The organism is Mariniflexile sp. (assembly GCF_052728615.1).
The window spans coordinates 96,821-118,046 of sequence record NZ_JBFVFE010000002.1 but is presented as its reverse complement, the minus strand read 5'-3'; the positions used below and the strand labels follow the sequence as shown (position 1 = coordinate 118,046).

Genomic DNA, 21,226 nt, shown 5'->3' with positions numbered 1-21,226 from the left:
TGAGGGTTTTCCGAAATCCTTTTATTTAAAAATATCGGGCAATTAGCTCAGTTGGTTCAGAGCATCTCGTTTACACCGAGAGGGTCGGGGGTTCGAATCCCTCATTGCCCACCAAAAAAATCCTAAAGTTTTTGCTTTAGGATTTTTTGATTTATATGATATTACCACTGGAAAAACAACAACCAATCTAATAAGTACATAGTTTTAACTCTATTTGATACCAATAAAAAAATCTTAACTCAGTTCAGAATCAGGATTTACAATTTGTGTTGGCTTACTAGGGCTCCCCGATATTCCATCGGGATAAACTTCTCGCCCTTTGGGCTTTATCCCTAAAAACAAAAATCCTGACTCAAAATAGAATCAGGATTTTACAATTATGTTGGCTTACTAGGGCTCGAACCTAGACTCTTCTGGACCAAAACCAGACGTGTTGCCAGTTACACCATAAGCCAATGCTGGCGAATTTATTAAAGTAAAATTCTAAACTTTTGTTCAATTAATTTCCATTTGCTTGTGTTGCCGTCCCGATAGCTATCGGGAACACCATAAGCCAATGTGTAAATGAGGGTGCAAATTTAGCACAAAGTTTTATTTTCACAAGCATTTTCTTGAAAAATAATTACGAATACTTAACGTTTACTTAAAAACATTCTGAATACCATATTTATTGTTAAATTCGCATCTGATTAAAAGGTTCAGGGTTCAGGGTTTTGGAACTTGGTCCCGTTAGCTATCGGGATTGGAATTTTAAACTACATAGATAACTACAATTATATAATATGACCGATTTCAATTTTAAAAAATGGAACACCATTTTAGGATGGTTTACTTTTTTAATAGCACTTATTACTTATAGCCTAACGGTAGAGCCTACCGTTAGTTTTTGGGATGCTGGCGAATATATTTTAACTTCGGCAAAATTACAGGTAGGACACCCTCCTGGAGCGCCTTTATTTCAAATGCTTGGAGCGTTTTTTGCTATGTTTGCTCTAAAACCTTCGCAAGTTGGTTTTATGATGAATATGATGAGCGCCGTTTCGAGTGCCTTTACCATTCTGTTTATGTTTTGGACCATTACCTTACTATTAAAAAAACTGGTTGCGACTAAAAAAGACATCACTAAAGAAAACGGGATGGCCATTTTAGGTAGTGGCGTGGTTGGTAGCTTAGCGTTCTCGTTTACCGATTCTTTTTGGTTCAATGCCGTTGAAACCGAAGTGTATGCCATGGCCACATTGATTATGGCTGCTATGTTTTGGTTAAGTTTACGCTGGGAACAAGACATGCACAAACCGAGGGGCAACCGTTGGCTAATTTTAATTTCGTTTATTATTGGGCTTTCTTTTGGTGTGCATTTTATGGGTTTATTGACCATTCCTGCCATCGGTCTTATTTATTACTTTAAAAATTATAAAACCGTTACCGTTAAAAATTTCATCATTGCCAATGTGGTTTCGGTGGCTATTTTATTGTTCATTTTTAAATTGTTGGCACCCAACATACTTAATATTTTTAGTGTTTTTGAGATATTTTTTGTCAATTCCATTGGGCTTCCTTTCAATTCGGGGTCTATTATAGCGGGCATCCTTTTAGTATCCGTAATTTACTATGGCATACATTACACCCGCAAAAAAGGCTGGGTGCATGTTAATACGGGTATTTTGTGCATAACCTTTATCATCATTGGGTTTTCTACCTGGTTGATGCTTCCCATTCGCGCCAATGCCAATGTGGTTATTAATGAAAACAACCCCTCCAGTGCCAGGGAATTATTAGCCTATTATAATTTAGAGCAATACCCGGAAACACACTTGTTTTACGGCCCTTTGTTTACCGACCAATATGCCTATTTGGATGAAAAAAATCCGTATGTGGACGATAAACCTAAATATGAAAAAGACGAGGCTAAAGGCAAATACGTTATAGTGAACGACTATAAAAAGGCGAAGCAAAACTATAACCACGAGCACGCCGCTATTTTACCGCGTATGTGGAGTGCAGAACATGCCGAAAATTACATGACCTTTTCAGGGTATTTGAATTTTAAACTGAAACCTGAGTACCAACTGGAAAAAGAATTGCAAAATGCAGTTGCCAATTTTAAAAGTGATGTTGCCAAAGGCCATGTGGATTATGAAGATTATAACAACTTTTTAAAACGATACAAAAGTTATATTGATGTTGAAAAACCCTCTTTATGGGATAACATCACCTATATGTTCCAATACCAATTGGGGTATATGTACTGGCGTTATTTTATGTGGAATTTTTCGGGAAGGCAAGATGACATTCAAGGAAGATATGACAATCATGGGAATTGGATAACGGGCATAAAACCTTTGGATGAAAAACTATTGGGCTATCCGCAAAACAATTTGCCTAGTGATGTTAAAAACAATAAAGGCAGAAACACCTATTATTTATTGCCGTTTATTTTAGGGTTGATAGGATTCTTCTTTTTGTTTAACAAAGACAAAAAACTGTTCTGGACCTTGTTGGTGTTTTTCCTTTTTACAGGTGTTGCCATTCAATTTTATACCAATGTGCGCCCTTTTGAACCGCGCGAGCGTGATTATTCGGTAGTGGGTTCTTTTTACGTCTTTGCCCTTTGGATCGGTTTCGGGGTTTATGGGTTATTTGATAGATTACTTAATAACATAAAAAATAAATTTAAATTTCTTCTGCATGAGGCAATTATTGCATGTGTTCTTGTTATTTTAAGTTTTCTATTGAATTTATTATTAAACAATTTACCTGATAATAATTTTAGATATTTCATGTCTATAATAAATAACTTAATATACTTTCTTTTTTTAATTTCAATAATAGTTCTTGCAATAGATGTAATTACTTTTATTATTCAAAAGATATTGAAGTCTAATAAAAATAGGGTTTTATCAATAATAACTATTTCACTATTTGTTCCATTAATTATGGTAGCAAACAATTGGGATGACCACGATCGATCGGATAAATACACCGCCAGAGCGATGGCTAAGATGTATTTGGATTCCTGTGACGAAAATGGCATTTTGTTCACTATTGGTGACAACGATACGTTTGCACTTTGGTACGCCCAAGAAATTGAAGGCTATAGAACAGATGTACGTGTTGTTAATACGAGCTTGTTTCAAACGGATTGGTATATCGACCAAATGAAACGTAAAGCCTATGAAAGTGAGCCGATTCCTTCGCAATTAACACACGATTTATACAAATACGGTACTAACGATTATATTATTATTGAACCTGTAATTAAGGACACCTTGTATGTAAAGCAGTTTTTAGACTTTATTGCGAGTGATAATCCTAAAACCAAGTACAAGTATATTTTAGAACAAAAAGGCATCGATATTTCGCAAGTTAGAAGTCAGGATTTAAACGCCAGTTATATGCCGACTGAATTTTTACGAATTCCCGTAAATAAAGAAAATGCCTTAAAATCCGGCATCGTGAAGCCCAAGGATGCCGATAAAATAGTGTCGGACATTGTGATTCATGTTAAAGGCGGTGCGTTGTACAAAAACAGACTTTTAATGTTGGATATTGTTGCCAATAATGAATGGAAGCGACCAATTTATTTCACTGGTGGAAGCTTTGGCGATGATGATTATATTTGGATGAAAGACTACCTGCAATTAGATGGCATGTGCTACAAACTGGTGCCTATAAAAACACCGGTGGATAGAGCGAACCCGTTTGATATGGGACGTGTTGATAGCGAGTTAATGTATGAAAAAGTCAAAAAATGGGATTGGGGCAATAGTGGCAGTCCAAACATTTACCACGATCCGGAAACCCGTAAAAATTCCATAACCTACCGTGGTAATTTGGCGCGACTCATAGAACAGTTGCTTACCGAAAAGAAATTGGACAAAGCCGAAAAAGTGGCAGACATTGCCATGACCAACATGCCCGTAGAGTATTTTGGATATTATACGCTTTTAGAACCTTACATCAGTGCTTACTATGAAGTTGGAAACAAGGAAAAAGCCCAAAAACTATATAAAGACGTCGCCAAAAAATACCAGGAAAATTTAACCTATTACAGCAGTTTAAAACCCAGCGACCAAGAGCGTTTGTTTGAAGAAATCTATACCGACATACAACGCTACAAAGGATTGGTGGATGTTTTGGTAAAATACGATATCAATTTTGCTGAAAAAGAAGGCGATGTGTTCAATTCGTATTTAAAATTGTTCAAGCATTTTTATGGAGACAATGGGGAAGAAGACAAACCTAGCAAAAAACGGGATGTAGATATCCCTGTTCAAGATAGTACAGATATAACAACCGAGTAAGGCATGACCTTAACACCTGTAAAAACACCCTTGGCTGTAAAGAAGATGTTCGCAAATTACATTTGGGACATTGAGACCAAGGAAAAAGTGATCTATCTTACGTTTGATGATGGCCCAACGCCAGAAATCACCCATTGGACATTAAATGTCTTAAAAACATACAACGCAAAAGCAACTTTTTTTTGTATTGGAAACAATGTGGAAAAACATCCCGATATTTTCCAAAATATTTTAGAGGAAGGGCATGCCGTTGGCAACCACACCCAAAACCATATTAAAGGTTGGAAAACAAAAGCAAAAGATTATTTGGCTAATATCCAATCATGTGAAAACGTTTTCAAAATTCAAATTCCAAAATCAAAATTCGTTAATCAAAAATCGTTAATCGTTAATCGTAATTCGTCAATCATCAATCTCTTCCGTCCTCCCTACGGACAAATAACCCCCAAACAAGGAAAAAAACTTATTGAACTGGGCTACAAAATAATCATGTGGGATGTGCTATCGTTTGATTGGGAACAAGAAACATCAAAAGAAACCTGTTTAAAAAATGTGACTTCAAAAGCCACAAGCGGAAGTATTGTAGTGTTTCATGACAGCATCAAAGCTTCAAAAAACATGCAATTTGCTTTGCCTAAAGTATTGGAATATTTTAGTGAAAAAGGATTTGCTTTTGAATCAATAAGTTGAAAAAGATTTATTCCCTTCTTTAGAAATAAGATGAAATGGTGGTATTAAACGTAGAAAAAAGTTGAAAATTCTAGTTAAAATTTATGAGATTCCTGCCTTCGCAGGAATATTAGACATATTTTTGGATGATACTAATAAGCGTATTGGCATCTTGCTCCCCGCTTTGGCGCCATTTCATTTCGCCATCTTTGTAGATAATCAAAGTGGGCAATGCTTTTACGCGTAATGCTTCGGCTAGCTCTTCATTTTTTTCAACATCGATTTTAATGACTTTAGCCTTATCGCCAAGTGCAGCAGCTACATCTCTTAGAACAGCATGCATGGCTGTAGAATCATCATTCCATTCTGTAAAAAAATCTAACAAAACAGGAATTTCCACATCAATAAGTTCCCCAAATTTTGACATACTTTTTTGTTTATTAGTCAAATGTACTTATACAAACCTACGCAATTTTTCTAAAATATCAATAAATGCAGTGTTTATAATGCATACGCATAAAAACAAGCCATTGGTTTCTATATAAAAACAGAAACCATTAAGTCATACTCGTTCCTTTTTTAAGCTCAATAACGGTTATTTCTGGCCATATCCCCACGCGCCCGGGGAATGCTAAATACCCAAAGCCTCTATTTACATTAATATATTGGTCCATTTCTTTATAAATACCTGCCCAATATTTATAACGCCATTTAATGGGGCTCCATTTAAACCAACCGGGTATTTCAATACCGAATTGCATGCCGTGGGTATGCCCGCTTAATGTTAAATGATACCTGTAAGGATCGTTAATCACTACTTTTTCCCAATGGGTTGGGTCGTGGCTCATTAAAATTTTAAAATCGTTTTCGTTAATATTTTGGGATGCTTTTTTTAAATCGCCCGCCTGTTTAAAGCCGCCTATGCCCCAATTTTCTACACCTACCAAAGCTATGCGTTCGCCGTTTCTTTCCAAAAATCTACTTTCGTTCAACAGCAAATCAAACCCCAATTCTTTTTGAAGCGTTTTTAAATCCTCCAAATTTTGGTGTTTGGCTTCTTCAGATTCCCAAGTAACATAATCACCATAATCATGGTTCCCTAATATAGAAAACAATCCATCCTTCGCTTTTAATTTATTGAAAACGTTCATATACGGCAAAAGCTCATCTGATTTATTGTTTACCATATCGCCGGTAAACAAGATCACATCGCTTTGTTGGTCGTTTACTAAATCTATCGCATAATTTACCTTATCCATATTATCAAAACTCCCGGAATGGATATCACTGATTTGGGTAATTTTATACCCATCAAAAGCTGCGGGCAAATCTTCAAAATTCAAGGTGTATTTTAAAACTTTATAATTGTATTTTCCTTTATAAATACCATAAATTACGGAGGCTAATGGAATAGCCGCTATACCCAAGGCTATTTGGCTAACAAACTGCCTGCGTGATGGGAAATAATTTCCTTTAGCAGAGTCCCCTTCGGTAAAATAACGGTAAATAGCTTGTGGCACTCTAAATACATCTTCGGCAAACATGCCTATTAAAAGCACTATTTTTGGGAGCAAAATCGCTACAAGAAACCCAAATGCATACGCATGGGCATGCGAAAATCCGTCCCTTCTATTAAACCCGTAATAATTAAAAATAAAATTACCGACCACTACTATGGAGATAACCCAATATGGTATATGGAACCAATTGTTTTTGGAAACTGTTTTAAATGCTTGAAATGCATATAAATCGATGATGGCAAAAAGGATGAGGAAAATAATCCAACGAAGCATAAAATTCAAATTAGTTTGTAAAGTTACTCATTTCACATTTTGATTTTCTTATGAAATTGTTAAACGTTTCATTCAAAATTCAAGGTTAAAAATTCAAGGTTCAAGGTTTCGAGTTTCAAGTTTGGACACACACATTCATAATTCTGAATTCTGAATTTGTAAAACGTAAATCAAAAATAGTTTTCGTAGTTTTGGTTCTCCTGTCCGTTCGAGCGCAGTCAAAAACTAATTTATAGCAACCAAACTGTAAAAAAACTTTCGATTGCGTTCCATTTGACTTGACCATTTCACTTTAAAACAAACAACATGTCCGATCAAAAACGCCTTTTCTTAGTAGATGCTTATGCATTGATTTTCCGTGGCTATTATGCCTTTATAAAGAACCCGAGGATTAATTCCAAAGGCACCGATACTTCTGCCATTATGGGCTTTATGAATTCGCTTTTAGACGTTATTAAGCGCGAACGCCCTGACCATTTAGCGGTGTGTTTTGATAAAGGCGGAAGTACCGACCGTGTTGAAATGTTTGAAGCTTACAAAGCCAATAGAGATGAAACGCCCGAAGCTATAAAAATTGCCGTTCCTTATATTCACGATATATTAAAAGCCATGCATATTCCCATCATGGTAAAGGAGGGTTATGAAGCCGATGATGTGATAGGAACGCTGTCAAAACAAGCCGAAAAAGAGGGTTATAAAACCTTTATGGTAACACCCGATAAAGATTTTGCGCAATTGGTTTCTGAAAATATTTTTATGTACCGCCCGGTTTTTGGCGGGGGTTATGAAACTTGGGGCATTCCTGAGGTTAAAAAGAAATTTGAGGTTGAAAATCCGTTACAGGTCATAGACTTTTTGGGAATGATGGGCGATTCTAGTGATAACATTCCCGGACTTCCTGGAGTTGGCGAAAAAACCGCCAAAAAACTGTTAGCCCAATACGGAAGCATGGAAAATCTGTTGGATAACACCCACGAATTAAAGGGCAAAATGAAAGAAAACATTGAAGCCAATAAAGAACTGGGGGTGCTTTCAAAAAAACTGGCGACCATTATGTTGGATGTTCCTGTTGTTTTCCATGCGAAGGATTTTGAACTGGACCAACCCGATTTTGTAAAAGTGACCGAAATTTTTCAGGAATTGGAATTCCGACAATTGCTTGCAAACTTTGAAAAAACATTTTCTGTTGAGGTTACTTCAGTTCCAACTGAAAACGCAACTGTTTCCCCTTCGGGAAAAATGTCCGAAGGACAAAAGGGGAAAGAAACTGCTTCGGCGGGCGCTGGACAATTTTCGTTGTTTGGAGGCGATATTGCTACTTCAACAAAAACTGAAACTGTTTCCCAACACACTAGGAAAACAGCCGAAACCACGTCGCATTTCTATCAAAGTGTGGCTTCTGGCATGGCGACCAAACTCTTCATTAAAAATTTAATGAACCAAACCTCCGTTTGTTTTGATACAGAAACTACAGGACTGAACCCCATAACTGCCGAATTGGTCGGTATTGCTTTTTCTTGGGAAGTGGGCAAAGGCTTTTATGTACCGTTTCCGGAAAACAGGAATGAAGCGCAGGAACTTATTGAGCAATTACGTCCGTTTTTTGAAAGTGAACAGATTCAAAAAATCGGTCAGAATTTAAAATATGATATCAAGGTTTTAGCCAAATATAACATTGAAGTTAAAGGAAAACTGTTCGATACCATGTTGGCCCATTACCTTATAAATCCTGATATGCGCCACAACATGGATGTGTTGGCAGAAACGTATTTGAACTATACACCCATTTCAATTGAAGAATTAATTGGAAAGAAAGGCAAAAACCAATTGACCATGCGCGATGTTCCGCTGGAAAAACAGACCGAATATGCGGTTGAAGATGCGGATATAACCATTCAACTTAAAGAACATTTTGAAAAAGAATTGGGTGAAGCCAATACCAAAAAACTGTTTGATGATATAGAAGTTCCGCTGCTTCGCGTGTTGGCTGCCATGGAATTGGAAGGTATTAATTTGAATGAAAAATTCTTGAATTCCTTATCGGAAGCACTTGATAACGATATTAAAAGTTTAGAAACCAAGATATATGCCGAAGCTGGCGAGGAATTTAACATTGCATCTCCAAAACAATTGGGCGATATTCTGTTTGATAAATTAAAACTGGTTGATAAACCTAAAAAGACCAAAACCGGGCAATATGCCACAGGCGAAGATATTTTAAGTTATCTGGCAAAAGACCACGCCATTATCCAGCATATTTTGGATTATCGCGGATTCGCAAAACTTAAAAGCACCTATGTAGATGCGTTGCCAACGCAAGTGGAACCATCAACGGGACGTGTGCACACCGATTACATGCAAACGGTTGCTGCTACGGGGCGACTTTCAAGCAACAATCCGAACCTCCAAAATATACCCATCCGTACCGAACGTGGTCGTCAGGTTCGAAAAGCATTTATTCCGCGAAGCGAAGATTATGTGTTGTTAGCTGCCGATTATTCGCAAATAGAACTCCGCATCATCGCCGCTTTAAGTAAAGAGGAAACCATGATTTCGGCTTTTAAAAACGGGGAGGATATTCATGCTTCCACCGCTTCCAAAGTTTTTAATGTGCCTTTAAATGAAGTGACCCGTGAACAACGAAGCAATGCGAAAACGGTCAATTTTGGTATTATTTATGGTGTTTCCGCTTTTGGATTGAGCAATCAAACCGATTTAAGCAGAAGCGAATCCAAAGAATTGATTGATACCTATTATGAAACCTATCCGAAATTAAGAAAATATATAGGCGAACAAATCGATTTTGCACGCGAAAACGGTTATGTGCAAACCGTTTTGGGCAGACGCCGTTATTTAAACGACATCAATTCCAGAAACGCCGTGGTTCGGGGGGCTGCCGAACGTAATGCCGTAAATGCCCCTATTCAGGGAAGTGCTGCCGATATTATCAAAATTGCCATGATTAGAATTTATGAGAAACTTCAATCCGGCAGTTTTAAAACCAAAATGCTCTTGCAAGTACATGATGAGTTGGTTTTTGATGTGTATAAACCCGAACTGGAAACCATAAAAACATTGGTAAAAACCGAAATGGAACATGCTTATAAAATGGAAGTGCCTTTAGATGTTGATTTGGGCGTTGGGAATGATTGGTTGGAGGCGCATTAAAAACACCCCTAAAGTCCCCTCGAGGGGACAATCCAAACCCAGCAGCTTTTCATATACATCAAAAAACAGTAACCAAAAACAATAAAGATTAAATATCAATCAAAGCAAAAAAGTCCATCCAGGTAGACGAGCGCAAAGATATGCCGTTAGATTATCCCCTTGAGGATTAGCGAGAAACAAAATATATTTTGTTTTGAAGGTACCGAGCGAAGCTCATAGGGGTGTACAAGACGTATTTCGCACACCTATTAAAAAAACATCCAGAAGCCCTTTCAGAGGACAACCCAAACCAAAAAATTTATATTTTTATAAAAAACATCAAATGAAAACAGAACTCAAAACAGTTGATGCTTATATAAGCACCTTTCCAATGGAAGTTCAAGAAAAACTCAGCGCCATCCGAAAAATTATTACAGAGAATGCGCCTGAAGCTATTGAAACCATTTCGTATGGAATGCCCGCGTATAAAACACATAAAAAACCATTGGTTTATTTTGCAGGTTATGCAAAACATATCGGTTTTTATGCCACTCCAACAGGGCATGAAGTTTTTGCCAAGGAATTAAGTGTGTATAAACAAGGTAAAGGCTCTGTTCAATTTCCAATAAATGCACCGCTACCTATCGACTTGATTACCCGTATTGTGAAATTTAGGGTCAAGGAAAACGAATCATTTTCAAAATAATGAAAGCCTTCATTTAATTGATCAAATCCAAATATTAAACATCCCGATTCCTAACCTAATATCTGGTAAATAAAATTTCTTGTTTACTGTTTGGTAATCAATCAGATTATCGTACATTTGCAAACTCTTTTTGAGAGAGGAATGTTTAATAAAAAATAATTAATAACGTGGACACATTAAGCTACAAAACCATTTCAGCCAATAAAGCTACTGTAGATAAGCAGTGGGTTTTAGTGGACGCTGAAGGTCAATCTTTGGGTCGTTTAGCTTCAAAAGTTGCAAAACTTTTAAGAGGCAAACACAAACCTAGCTTCACACCACACGTTGATTGCGGCGATAACGTAATTGTTATCAACTCAGAAAAAATCAACTTAACCGGAAACAAGTGGAACGATAAAACGTACATTCGTCACACAGGGTATCCAGGTGGTCAAAGAAGTTTAACTGCTACCGAATTGTTTGGAAAAGATCCTGCAAGAGTAGTAGAAAAATCAGTAAAAGGAATGTTGCCTAAAAACAAATTAGGTGCCGATTTATTCCGTAATTTAAATGTTGTTGTTGGAACTGCGCACACACATGCTGCACAAAAACCAAAAGCAATTAACTTAAACGAATTCAAGTAATGGAAGTAATTCACAAAATTGGCCGCAGAAAAACGGCGGTTGCTCGTGTATATGTTGCTCAAGGAAGCGGAAATATCACAGTAAACAAAAAAGAATTGAACGCTTACTTTACTACATCTACGTTGCAATACAAAGTAAACCAACCATTGGCCTTGACTAATAATGAAGGTAACTTTGATATTAAAGTAAGTGTATTAGGTGGCGGTATTACTGGTCAAGCAGAAGCTGTTCGTTTAGCCATCTCTCGCGCAATGTGCGAACTGGATGCAGAAAACAGATTAACACTTAAACCAGAAGGCTTATTAACAAGAGATCCAAGAATGGTGGAGCGTAAAAAATTCGGTCAGAAAAAAGCGCGTAAAAAATTCCAGTTCTCTAAACGTTAATACCATCGTCAACTTGATTGGGTATCTATTTATCAGTTATCTCTATCTTGTTGAAAACAAAAAAAATTTAAACCAGTTATTGTTGTCCATCACCCAAAAGTGAGGATTTAGTTAAGCATCTAAATGAAGCCAAGAGCCAAAAGCTAAAAGCTAAAAGCCAAATGGAACATTGCTAATCAACAGAACGTAAACTATTACAAAATGGCAGTAGAAGTAAAAGAATTACTTGAAGCAGGTGTACACTTCGGTCACCTTACACGTAAGTGGGATCCAAACATGGCCCCTTACGTATATATGGAGCGCAACGGCATCCATATTATCAACCTTTATAAAACAGCGGCAAAAATTGATGAAGCAGGTGCAGCACTAGCTAAAATTGCAGCATCAGGTCGCAAGATTTTATTCGTTGCAACAAAAAAACAAGCAAAAGATATCGTCGCTGAAAAATCGGCCGCTATCAACATGCCTTTCATTACAGAAAGATGGCCAGGTGGTATGCTAACTAACTTTGTTACTATTAGAAAAGCGGTTAAAAAAATGGCTTCTATTGATAGAATGAAAAAAGACGGCACCTTCATGACCCTTTCTAAAAAAGAACGTTTACAAGTAGATCGTTTAAGAGCTAAGTTGGAAAAAAACTTAGGATCTATTGTAGATATGACACGTTTACCAGGCGCCTTATTTGTGGTGGATATTAAACGTGAGCACATCGCTATTAAAGAAGCTCAAAAATTAAACATTCCAATTTTTGCCATGGTTGATACCAACTCCGATCCACGTCAAGTTGATTATGTAATCCCTGCAAATGATGATGCTTCCAAATCTATCGATAAAGTGTTATCGTATGTTACAGCAGCTATTGCTGATGGTTTAGCTGAAAGAAAATCAGATAAAGATACAGACCAAGAGGATGACGACCAAAAAGTTGCACCAACTAAAAAACGTGCATCTAAAAAAGTTGTAGCCGACGAAGAAGAATAATTAACAATTATATAATACAAATAAAGTCGTTTAATTATTTTCTTTACAGAATTTATTGAACGACTTTTTTAAATTTAAAAATATATGGAATCTACAGTAAAAATTACAGCAGCAGAGGTTAATAAATTAAGACAAGCAACTGGTGCAGGCATGATGGATTGTAAAAAAGCTTTGGTTGAAGCCGAAGGAGATTTTGACAAGGCTATTGACGTTTTACGTAAAAAAGGCCAAAAAGTAGCAGCTAACAGAGCAGACCGTGAGTCTTCTGAAGGTGCTGCCATTGCAAAAGTAAATGCCGATAATACCGTAGGTGTTGCAATTGTTTTAGGTTGCGAAACCGACTTTGTTGGTAAAAACGAAAACTTTATTGCATTGGCAAACCAATTTGCCGATTTAGCTTTTAACTATAACACCAAAGAAGAACTTTTGGCTGCCGATTTTGGTGGGATGACTGTTGCTGAAAAATTAATTGAGCAAACCGGTGTTATTGGTGAAAAATTGGAAATCAATGCTTTTGAAAAATTGGAAGCACCTTATGTTGGTTCTTACGTTCACATAAATAAAATTGCTGCTTTAGTTGGGTTATCTGCAAACGTAAAAAATGCAGAAACTTTATCTAAAGATGTGGCTATGCAAGTAGCTTCTATGGGCGCCACTACATTATCTTATAAAGATTTCGATCCTGCTTATATTGCGTCAGAATTGGAAGCAAGAATTGCTGTGATTGAAAAAGACAATGAAGAATTTGCTCGTTTAGGAAAAACACTTAAAAATGTACCTCAATACATTTCTATGGCTCAATTAACACCAGAAGTGTTGGCTAAAGCGGAAGAAACTGCAAAGGCCGAATTAAAAGCAGAAGGCAAACCAGAACAAATTTGGGATCGTATTTTACCAGGTAAAATAGAGCGTTTTATTTCAGATAATACGACTTTAGACCAAGAACAGTGTTTATTGGATCAAAATTTTATTAAAGACGATAAAATAAACGTTGCCAAATATGTTGCATCTTACGGAGATGTTGCCATTACAGGATTTAAACGTGTTACTTTAGGATAACCAATTCCTGCGAATCCCGATAGCTATCGGGAAGGAATCCCACATATCAAAACCACTACTCTTTGAAACCGTAGTGGTTTTTTTATGCAAAAAAAATTTAGTAACACAATTTTTAATAACTTTGTATATGCCTGAAACTTCCACAACGAACTCTCGATATCCATTGGTATTATTAGATGGAAGAACCATGTGACCGTTAAAAAACAAGCAATATAATCACATGAAATAAGTAGGTTTTACGGAATAATAGTTTAAATGTTCTTCAATGACCATAATCCACCTCATTTTAAAGTTAAATATGGCGAATTTGAAGCAAATATAAGAATTAGTAACGGCGCAATTTTAGATGGAGATTTAACCATTAGCAAATTAAAACTTGTTAAAGCTCGGGCAGAAATACATAAGGAAGAATTATTGGAAATGTGGAATTCTAAAGAATTTCACAAAATAGAACCTTTAAAATGAATAAAATAATAAACATATACATTCAAGAGCCATTTAAAATTTTATGCTTTTTTGAAAATGGAGAACAAAAAATACTTGATTTACAACAAGTATTGAATCCAGAACAAAAGTACATGAAAAGTATTTTAAATAAAAAAGTGTTTAACCAAGCGAAAATTGGGTCTTTTGGAGAAATATACTGGGAAGGTGTTGCCCAAATGAAGGATTTAAACGGTATTACCATACCTTGCAACTATGATATTTCTCCAGATTTTGCGTACTTAAAATCTATATCCTCAAAAGTAAATGCCCAGTTTGATTAATCTTACTCATCGCAAAACCTCATAAACAAACCACTACCTTTTAAAGGATAGTGGTTTTTTTATGCAAAAAATCCGCTTAAGCAATTTATTATATTGTTTATATTTGCACAACTTTATTTTCCGCGAAAGCGAAAAAACCCAGCTTTAAAGAATGAAATACAAAAGAATACTCCTAAAATTATCTGGTGAAGCCCTAATGGGAAATCGCCAATATGGTATAGATCCAGAACGTTTATCTGAATATGCCCAAGATATTAAAGCCATTACCAGTTTAGGCGTGGAAGTTGCCATAGTTATTGGCGGCGGGAATATTTTTAGAGGTGTTGCAGGTGCTAGCAACGGTATGGATCGTGTACAAGGCGATCATATGGGCATGCTAGCCACCGTAATAAACGGATTAGCGTTGCAAAGTGCCTTGGAAGATGCTGGATTGCCAACCCGTTTACAATCTGCCGTTCATATAAATCAGGTTGCTGAGCCTTTTATTCGCCGTAAAGCGATGCGCCATTTAGAAAAAGGGCGCGTGGTTATTTTTGGCGGCGGTACTGGAAACCCTTATTTTACTACAGATTCTGCGGCCGTTTTACGTGCCATAGAAATTGAAGCCGATGTTATTTTAAAAGGAACACGTGTGGACGGAATTTACAATGCAGATCCGGAAAAAGATGCCAAAGCGGTTAAATTTAATTTCATATCTTTTGAGGATGTATTACGAAAAGGGTTGAAAGTCATGGATACCACGGCATTTACCCTAAGTCAGGAAAACCAACTTCCCATCATTGTGTTCGATATGAACAAAAAAGGAAACTTACTGAAAGTAGTTTCCGGTGAAAAAGTGGGTACTGAAGTCAATATCTAAATTTTGGCTTAATATTTGAGAATTGGATCGACAAAAAAGTTTAATACCATGAACGAAGACATACAATTTATATTAGACACCACGAAGGAAGCTATGGACAGTGCCATTAAGCATCTGGAAAAACAATTTGTTAATATTCGCGCCGGTAAAGCCAGTCCTGCCATGCTTGGTAGTGTTATGGTAAACTATTACGGTGCACAAACACCTTTAAACCAAGTGGCCAATGTGAATACGCCCGATGGACGAACCATTACAGTTCAACCTTGGGAAAAGAAAATGATCCAGGAAATTGAAAAAGGCATTCAAATTGCAAACCTAGGTTTTAATCCCATGAACAACGGCGACACCATTATTATAAATGTGCCACCACTTACTGAAGAACGTCGTCGTGATTTGGCAAAACAAGCGAAAGCTGAAGCTGAAGACGCTAAAATTGGCGTAAGATCTGCAAGGAAAGATGCCAATAACGACATTAAAAAATTAGAGGACGTTTCTGAAGACCTAATAAAGAATGCCGAAGTTGATGTGCAACAATTGACTGATAAATACGTTAAGAAAATTGATGATCTATTCGATGTTAAAGAAAAGGAAATCATGACTGTATAATTTTAAAGCGACTAATCCCGATAACAATCGGGACGCTTTTTTTATAACCCTTTAGCTTTAGTTCTGCACATGTTTAGATATGGTATTCTTCTTGTATGTTTTTTAAGTGCTACCATAGCCCATACCCAATCCATTTTAGAAACTCCGCTAGAACCCGAACAGGATTCCATAAAAAAAAAGGAATTTGTAAAAGCACTTGGTAACGGGTTTATTCCAACCAAATACTTTAATTTCGATTTAAGATACCTGATAAAATACAATCAATACGAAGGAGTTAGAACCGGAATTGGCGGCATTACCAATGAAGATTTTTCTGAAAAAGTTCGCATAAACAGCTACGGGGTTTACGGGTTTAGGGACCATCGTTTTAAATACAGTGTAGGCGGTAGTTTTCGGTTAGCTGAAAAAAGCGACACCTGGATAACCTTTTCATATACGGACGATTTACAGGAAACCGGCAGCACCAAGTTTTTAACCGACAAGCGATTTTTTCAGTTTTTTGAACCGAGGTTGTTAAACATTGATCTGTTCCATAAACACATTACAAAATCCATTGCTTTTGAACATGAAATAGCTTCTGGTTTAGCCGTACAATCTGAATTTGCCGTAAGTGCCATTGAACCCACTTATAGCTATGGTTATGTAACCAATCAAGGCATCCTTAATGCTTTCGATTTGAGTACCGCTAAATTCGCCATGCAATGGAATCCTTTTAAAAGTTCGGAAGTTCCTGAAAATGAGATCCAGAAAAAGAAAAATGAATACCCGATAATTACCCTTCAATACACCAAAAGCTTTGCCGATGTTTTTAAAAGCGATTTAAGTTTTTCAAAAGTGGACTTTAGGACCATTCATCAAATTTTTCACAAAAATAAAAACATTTCTGAAATAACCTTGGTAGGGGGTATTGCAAATGGAGACGTTCCCTTAACGCATTTGTACCATGCCTACCCCAATAACATTAACAAAGAAACCATTATGCAACGGTTTTCGGTTGCAGGAATCAACAGTTTTGAAACCATGTTTTTCAATGAATTCTTTTCTGATAAATTCACCACATTTCAATTTAAGCACTTCATAAAACCCTTCAACATTTCCAAACGCTATAAACCCCAACTTGTATTGATTACCCGTTATGCCATTGGCGATATTAAAAACCCCGAACGACACCTAAATATAACTTTTGGCTCGTTAAAAAAAGGCTATACAGAATCTGGCTTCGAAATTAATAAGCTACTCTTTGGTTTTGGTTTAAGCTTTACATATCGCTATGGTGCTTACCACTTGCCGGAATTTGGTGATAATGTTGCGTTTAAGTTTACATTTAACGTCTCTTTATGAGGTAATACCCTCCTTTTTTCTACCTTTGCCCAACTTTTATTTAAGGCATGTTAAAACTTTTTACCAAAGATTTTTGGGACGTTATCGCTGGATTGATTTTACGTAATAAAATTGGTATACTTATCAGTATTCTAATCATTACCGTTTTATTTGGTACGCAATGGAAAAACATGCGTTTTACCTACACGGAAGCGAATCTTTTACCAGACGACCATGAAGTAAATATAATTTATAACAACTTTTTAAAAACCTTTGGCGAAGAAGGCAACCTCATTGTTATTGGCGTAAAGGACAGCAGTCTGTTATCGGTTGATAAACTGAATGCTTGGAACAAACTTTCGGATAGTTTTAAAAAATACGATGAAGTTGAAACAGTTATATCTGTTAAGGACCTTCAAAAACTTGTAAAAGATACGCTGCAGCAAAAGTTCACGCTAAAACCGTTTATTAAGGACTCTATAGCTTCCTTGGCACAAATAAATGAGCTTGAAGACGAACTTTTTAACCAATATCCGTTTTACGATAATTTTTTGTTCAACAAAAAAACAAAAACGATACGAACCATTATTTATCTTGATAAGGGCATTGTTAATACTTCCGCGAGGAAAGATTTTATAATCAATGTGTTGGAACCAAAAGTGAAGGCCTTTGAAGAGACTTCCAATTTAAAAGTCCACATTTCGGGCATGCCTTATGTTAGAACACTGAACGCCCAATTAATAGTTGATGAAATTGTTTGGTTCGTACTAGCGGCTTTGTTGGTCACTTCAATTATATTCTTTTTCTTTTTCAGGTCGTTTAGGGCCACACTCATTTCGCTTGTGGTGGTTTCCATTGGGGTCATGTGGACCTTAGGGATTTTGGGAGCATTGAACTACGAAATAACGGTTTTAACGGCGCTTATCCCCCCCTTGATTATCGTTATTGGTATTCCAAACTGCATCTTTTTAATTAACAAGTACCAACACGAAGTAAAATTACATGGCAATAAAGTAAAATCGTTACAGCGCGTTATTACAAAAATTGGCAATGCCACTTTAATGACCAACATTACCACCGCTTCGGGTTTTGCCACTTTTATCCTTACAGAAAGTACGTTGCTAAAAGAGTTTGGCATTGTAGCTTCTTTAAGCATATTGGCCATTTTTATTTTGTGCTTGCTTATCATCCCAATTCTTTACAGCTTTTTGCCTTACCCAAAAGACCGGCATTTAGAGCATCTTAATAAACGTTGGATAGGTGGGTTTGTAACTTGGATGGAACGCATGGTTAAGCATCAGCGCATCGCCATTTATTCCGTCGCCTTGCTATTATTGTTAGTGAGCATCATTGGTATTTATCAAATTAGAATTACGGGCAGTTTAATTGAGGACATGCCCAAAAAAACCGAGTTTTTTGAAGATATCCTTTTTTTTGAAAAAGAGTTTAATGGCATCATGCCACTGGAATTTATGATTGACACCAAACGAAAACAAGGGGTTATGAAACTTTCTACCTTAAAGCGTATGGACGAATTGCAAGAATTAATTGTGGAAATCCCCGAATTATCGAAACCCATTTCGGTAGTCGATTTAGTTAAATATTCCAAACAAGCCTATTATAACGGAAACACCAAATTTTATCAATTGCCTACTTCACAAGAAAACAGTTTCATACTATCGTATGCAAAAAACTCGACATCGAGCGTCGATTTGCTTAAAAATTTTGTGGACAGTACCGGTCAATACGCTCGCATCACAACGTTTATGAAAGATGTAGGCACCGATAAAATGGAACGCATCGAAGAAAACCTCCAAACCAAAATAGACAAACTTTTCCCGAAAGAACAATACAACGTAACCATAACGGGAAAAGCCTTTGTATTTCAAAAAGGCACCAAATATTTGGTTAAAAACCTGGCTATTTCCTTATCGCTTGCCATCTTTTTAATAGCGCTTTTTATGGCATACATGTTTAGGTCTGCGCGTATGATCATCATTTCGCTAATACCTAATCTTATTCCGCTTTTGGTTACCGCAGGGTTAATGGGCTATTTGGGGGTTCCCATTAAACCATCAACCATTTTGGTGTTTAGTATTGCATTTGGTATTTCGGTGGATGATACCATTCACTTTTTAGCAAAATACAGGCAAGAGCTTCAAGCCAATAACTGGAAAATTAAAGTATCGGTATATGGTGCTTTACGCGAAACGGGGGTCAGTATGTTTTACACGTCCATTGTATTGTTCTTTGGGTTTTCGGTATTTACCATTTCCAGCTTTGGCGGCACCGTGGCACTAGGAGCTTTGGTTTCAATAACCTTGTTATTCGCCATGCTTTCAAACCTTTTATTGCTACCCTCGCTACTATTATCTTTAGAACGTAGCATCGCCAATAAAGAAGTTTTAAGAGAACCTACCATTAATATTATTCCAGAAGAAGACGAAACCAATCCAGAATTCTGAATTCAGAATTTGATATATTTACATTATAAATCAGCATTTATGAAGACACGCACTGTTTCAGAATTATTAACGCAAGAAATCATCATCCCTGAAGTAGAAATTAAAGGATGGGTTAGAACCTTTAGAGCCAATCGTTTTGTTGCCTTAAATGACGGTTCCACTTTAAACAACATTCAATGCGTAGTAAATTTTGAAGCCTTTAACGAAGCCCTTTTAAAACGTATTACAACAGGCGCTGCTGTTCATATTAAAGGGGAATTGGTCGAAAGCCAAGGCAAAGGGCAAAAGGTGGAAATACAAGTTAAGGAAATTAAAATTTTAGGAGATTCAGACCCAGAAACCTACCCCATTCAACCTAAAAAGCATTCCTTTGAGTTTTTAAGGGAAAATGCGCACTTGCGCACCCGGACCAATACGTTTAGTGCCGTGATGCGCTTGCGTTCCGCATTATCCTTCGCCATCCATAAATATTTTAATGACAACGGATTTTATTATGTACACACACCCATCATTACAGGAAGTGATGCCGAAGGTGCAGGTGAAATGTTTAGAGTGACCAACTTGGATGCTAAAAAACCGCCTTTAAATGAAGAAGGTAACGTCGATTATTCTAAAGATTTTTTTGGTAAAGAAACCAATCTGACTGTTTCTGGTCAATTAGAAGCTGAAACGTATGCCATGTCGTTAGGAAAAGTATATACATTCGGCCCTACTTTTAGAGCCGAAAACTCAAATACCTCGCGCCATTTGGCAGAATTTTGGATGATTGAGCCGGAAGTTGCTTTTATGGATTTGGCCGGTAATATGGATTTAGCAGAGGATTTTATGAAATTTGTTTTAAAATATATTCTTAAAAATAATCGTGAAGATTTGGAATTTTTGGATTCCCGATTAAAGGACGAAGACAAAACAAAACCCCAAAATGAACGCAACGATATGGGTTTAATTGAAAAATTAAACTTTGTAACCGACAATCATTTTAAACGCGTAAGTTATACCGAAGCTATAGATATATTGCGTGATAGCACCCCGAACAAGAAAAAGAAATTCAAATATATCATTAACGAATGGGGTACCGATTTACAAAGTGAACATGAGCGTTTTCTTGTTGAAAAACACTTTAAATGCCCTGTTATCCTATTTGATTATCCAGCCAACATCAAAGCCTTTTACATGCGTTTGAATGACGATGGAAAAACCGTTCGTGCCATGGATATTTTATTCCCAGGCATTGGCGAAATTGTGGGTGGTGCACAACGTGAAGAGCGTTTGGATGTCTTAAAAAAACGTATGGCCGCCATCCATATTCCTGAAGAGGATCTTTGGTGGTATTTGGATTTACGCAAGTTTGGCACTGCTGTACATGCGGGTTTTGGCTTAGGTTTCGAACGTTTGGTTATGTTTGCAACGGGTATGGGTAATATTAGGGACGTTATTCCGTTTCCAAGAACACCACAGAATGCGGAATTTTAATTCCCTATTTAGACCTGTCAGCCCCGATAGTTATCGGGATTAAAAACCTGACAGGTCTTTATTATAAA

The 21,226-nt window shown here is 36.7% G+C and carries 17 protein-coding genes and 2 tRNA genes; 16 read left to right on the top strand and 3 right to left on the bottom strand.

Going from position 1 to position 21,226, the window contains the following annotated elements:
- Window positions 1-36 precede the first annotated feature (36 nt).
- Window positions 37-114: transfer RNA gene (locus ACU1LP_RS01760), tRNA-Val, on the top strand.
- Window positions 115-382: 268 nt separating this feature from the next.
- Here ACU1LP_RS01760 and ACU1LP_RS01755 read toward each other — a convergent pair.
- Window positions 383-455: transfer RNA gene (locus ACU1LP_RS01755), tRNA-Gln, on the bottom strand.
- 327 nt (window positions 456-782) lie between these two features.
- Between ACU1LP_RS01755 and ACU1LP_RS01750 the strand changes: the two genes are divergently transcribed.
- Complete coding sequence (locus ACU1LP_RS01750) at window positions 783-4,304, top strand: protein O-mannosyl-transferase family (RefSeq protein ID WP_445735390.1); 3,522 nt, start codon at window positions 783-785, stop codon at window positions 4,302-4,304.
- Window positions 4,305-4,307: 3 nt separating this feature from the next.
- Window positions 4,308-4,994 (top strand): polysaccharide deacetylase family protein, encoded by a 687-nt coding sequence (locus ACU1LP_RS01745; RefSeq protein ID WP_445735389.1) that lies wholly within the window; start codon window positions 4,308-4,310, stop codon window positions 4,992-4,994.
- A 109-nt stretch (window positions 4,995-5,103) separates the two neighbouring features.
- On the opposite strand, the gene ACU1LP_RS01740 is transcribed toward ACU1LP_RS01745, so the two are convergent.
- Entirely contained in the window at window positions 5,104-5,400 is a 297-nt protein-coding gene (locus ACU1LP_RS01740) for a thioredoxin family protein (RefSeq protein ID WP_445735388.1), read from the bottom strand.
- Window positions 5,401-5,530: 130 nt separating this feature from the next.
- Window positions 5,531-6,766: a metallophosphoesterase gene (locus ACU1LP_RS01735; protein ID WP_445735387.1), complete on the bottom strand. Its 1,236-nt coding sequence runs from the start codon at window positions 6,764-6,766 to the stop codon at window positions 5,531-5,533.
- A 306-nt stretch (window positions 6,767-7,072) separates the two neighbouring features.
- On the opposite strand from ACU1LP_RS01735, the gene polA reads away from it, so the two are divergent.
- The 13 genes from polA (at window position 7,073) to asnS (ending at window position 21,158) form a co-directional block, all read left to right on the top strand.
- Window positions 7,073-9,934, top strand: a complete 2,862-nt coding sequence (gene polA / locus ACU1LP_RS01730) for a DNA polymerase I (RefSeq protein ID WP_445735386.1) — start codon at window positions 7,073-7,075, stop codon at window positions 9,932-9,934.
- 322 nt (window positions 9,935-10,256) lie between these two features.
- Window positions 10,257-10,619, top strand: coding sequence for an iron chaperone (locus ACU1LP_RS01725; RefSeq protein ID WP_445735385.1), 363 nt, complete (start codon window positions 10,257-10,259; stop codon window positions 10,617-10,619).
- A 167-nt stretch (window positions 10,620-10,786) separates the two neighbouring features.
- A complete protein-coding gene (gene rplM / locus ACU1LP_RS01720) occupies window positions 10,787-11,242 on the top strand; it encodes a 50S ribosomal protein L13 (protein WP_445733163.1) in 456 nt (151 codons plus the stop codon).
- Window positions 11,242-11,628: a 30S ribosomal protein S9 gene (rpsI, locus tag ACU1LP_RS01715; protein WP_445733164.1), complete on the top strand. Its 387-nt coding sequence runs from the start codon at window positions 11,242-11,244 to the stop codon at window positions 11,626-11,628. The genes rplM and rpsI overlap by 1 nt, the downstream gene beginning before the upstream one ends.
- Window positions 11,629-11,829: 201 nt before the next feature.
- Window positions 11,830-12,609 (top strand): 30S ribosomal protein S2, encoded by a 780-nt coding sequence (gene rpsB, locus ACU1LP_RS01710; RefSeq protein WP_445735384.1) that lies wholly within the window; start codon window positions 11,830-11,832, stop codon window positions 12,607-12,609.
- Between the two features lie 84 nt (window positions 12,610-12,693).
- Complete coding sequence (gene tsf, locus ACU1LP_RS01705; RefSeq protein WP_445735383.1) at window positions 12,694-13,668, top strand: translation elongation factor Ts; 975 nt, start codon at window positions 12,694-12,696, stop codon at window positions 13,666-13,668.
- Between the two features lie 255 nt (window positions 13,669-13,923).
- The gene (locus ACU1LP_RS01700; RefSeq protein ID WP_445735382.1) at window positions 13,924-14,133 is read left to right on the top strand and encodes a DUF4160 domain-containing protein; all 210 of its coding nucleotides are present in this window, start codon (window positions 13,924-13,926) and stop codon (window positions 14,131-14,133) included.
- Complete coding sequence (locus ACU1LP_RS01695; protein ID WP_445734943.1) at window positions 14,130-14,435, top strand: hypothetical protein; 306 nt, start codon at window positions 14,130-14,132, stop codon at window positions 14,433-14,435. Before ACU1LP_RS01700 ends, ACU1LP_RS01695 begins: the two co-directional genes overlap by 4 nt.
- 151 nt (window positions 14,436-14,586) lie before the next feature.
- Window positions 14,587-15,294 (top strand): UMP kinase, encoded by a 708-nt coding sequence (pyrH, locus tag ACU1LP_RS01690; RefSeq protein WP_445734944.1) that lies wholly within the window; start codon window positions 14,587-14,589, stop codon window positions 15,292-15,294.
- A 48-nt stretch (window positions 15,295-15,342) separates the two neighbouring features.
- Window positions 15,343-15,900, top strand: coding sequence for a ribosome recycling factor (gene frr, locus ACU1LP_RS01685; protein ID WP_445733264.1), 558 nt, complete (start codon window positions 15,343-15,345; stop codon window positions 15,898-15,900).
- Window positions 15,901-15,969: 69 nt separating this feature from the next.
- Window positions 15,970-17,241 (top strand): hypothetical protein, encoded by a 1,272-nt coding sequence (locus ACU1LP_RS01680; protein ID WP_445735381.1) that lies wholly within the window; start codon window positions 15,970-15,972, stop codon window positions 17,239-17,241.
- A gap of 47 nt (window positions 17,242-17,288) precedes the next feature.
- The gene (locus tag ACU1LP_RS01675; RefSeq protein ID WP_445735380.1) at window positions 17,289-19,685 is read left to right on the top strand and encodes an efflux RND transporter permease subunit; all 2,397 of its coding nucleotides are present in this window, start codon (window positions 17,289-17,291) and stop codon (window positions 19,683-19,685) included.
- Between the two features lie 39 nt (window positions 19,686-19,724).
- Complete coding sequence (gene asnS / locus ACU1LP_RS01670) at window positions 19,725-21,158, top strand: asparagine--tRNA ligase (RefSeq protein ID WP_445735379.1); 1,434 nt, start codon at window positions 19,725-19,727, stop codon at window positions 21,156-21,158.
- Window positions 21,159-21,226: the final 68 nt, after the last annotated feature.

Excerpts from the sequence above, each read along its gene's own strand:
- ACU1LP_RS01750 (WP_445735390.1), top strand. The coding sequence starts at position 783 with ATGACCGATTTCAATTTTAAAAAATGGAACACCATTTTAGGATGGTTT.
- ACU1LP_RS01745 (WP_445735389.1), top strand. The coding sequence starts at position 4,308 with ATGACCTTAACACCTGTAAAAACACCCTTGGCTGTAAAGAAGATGTTC.
- ACU1LP_RS01740 (WP_445735388.1), bottom strand. The coding sequence starts at position 5,400 with ATGTCAAAATTTGGGGAACTTATTGATGTGGAAATTCCTGTTTTGTTA.
- ACU1LP_RS01735 (WP_445735387.1), bottom strand. The coding sequence starts at position 6,766 with ATGCTTCGTTGGATTATTTTCCTCATCCTTTTTGCCATCATCGATTTA.
- polA (WP_445735386.1), top strand. The coding sequence starts at position 7,073 with ATGTCCGATCAAAAACGCCTTTTCTTAGTAGATGCTTATGCATTGATT.
- ACU1LP_RS01725 (WP_445735385.1), top strand. The coding sequence starts at position 10,257 with ATGAAAACAGAACTCAAAACAGTTGATGCTTATATAAGCACCTTTCCA.
- rpsI (WP_445733164.1), top strand. The coding sequence starts at position 11,242 with ATGGAAGTAATTCACAAAATTGGCCGCAGAAAAACGGCGGTTGCTCGT.
- rpsB (WP_445735384.1), top strand. The coding sequence starts at position 11,830 with ATGGCAGTAGAAGTAAAAGAATTACTTGAAGCAGGTGTACACTTCGGT.
- tsf (WP_445735383.1), top strand. The coding sequence starts at position 12,694 with ATGGAATCTACAGTAAAAATTACAGCAGCAGAGGTTAATAAATTAAGA.
- ACU1LP_RS01700 (WP_445735382.1), top strand. The coding sequence starts at position 13,924 with ATGTTCTTCAATGACCATAATCCACCTCATTTTAAAGTTAAATATGGC.
- ACU1LP_RS01695 (WP_445734943.1), top strand. The coding sequence starts at position 14,130 with ATGAATAAAATAATAAACATATACATTCAAGAGCCATTTAAAATTTTA.
- pyrH (WP_445734944.1), top strand. The coding sequence starts at position 14,587 with ATGAAATACAAAAGAATACTCCTAAAATTATCTGGTGAAGCCCTAATG.
- frr (WP_445733264.1), top strand. The coding sequence starts at position 15,343 with ATGAACGAAGACATACAATTTATATTAGACACCACGAAGGAAGCTATG.
- ACU1LP_RS01680 (WP_445735381.1), top strand. The coding sequence starts at position 15,970 with ATGTTTAGATATGGTATTCTTCTTGTATGTTTTTTAAGTGCTACCATA.
- ACU1LP_RS01675 (WP_445735380.1), top strand. The coding sequence starts at position 17,289 with ATGTTAAAACTTTTTACCAAAGATTTTTGGGACGTTATCGCTGGATTG.
- asnS (WP_445735379.1), top strand. The coding sequence starts at position 19,725 with ATGAAGACACGCACTGTTTCAGAATTATTAACGCAAGAAATCATCATC.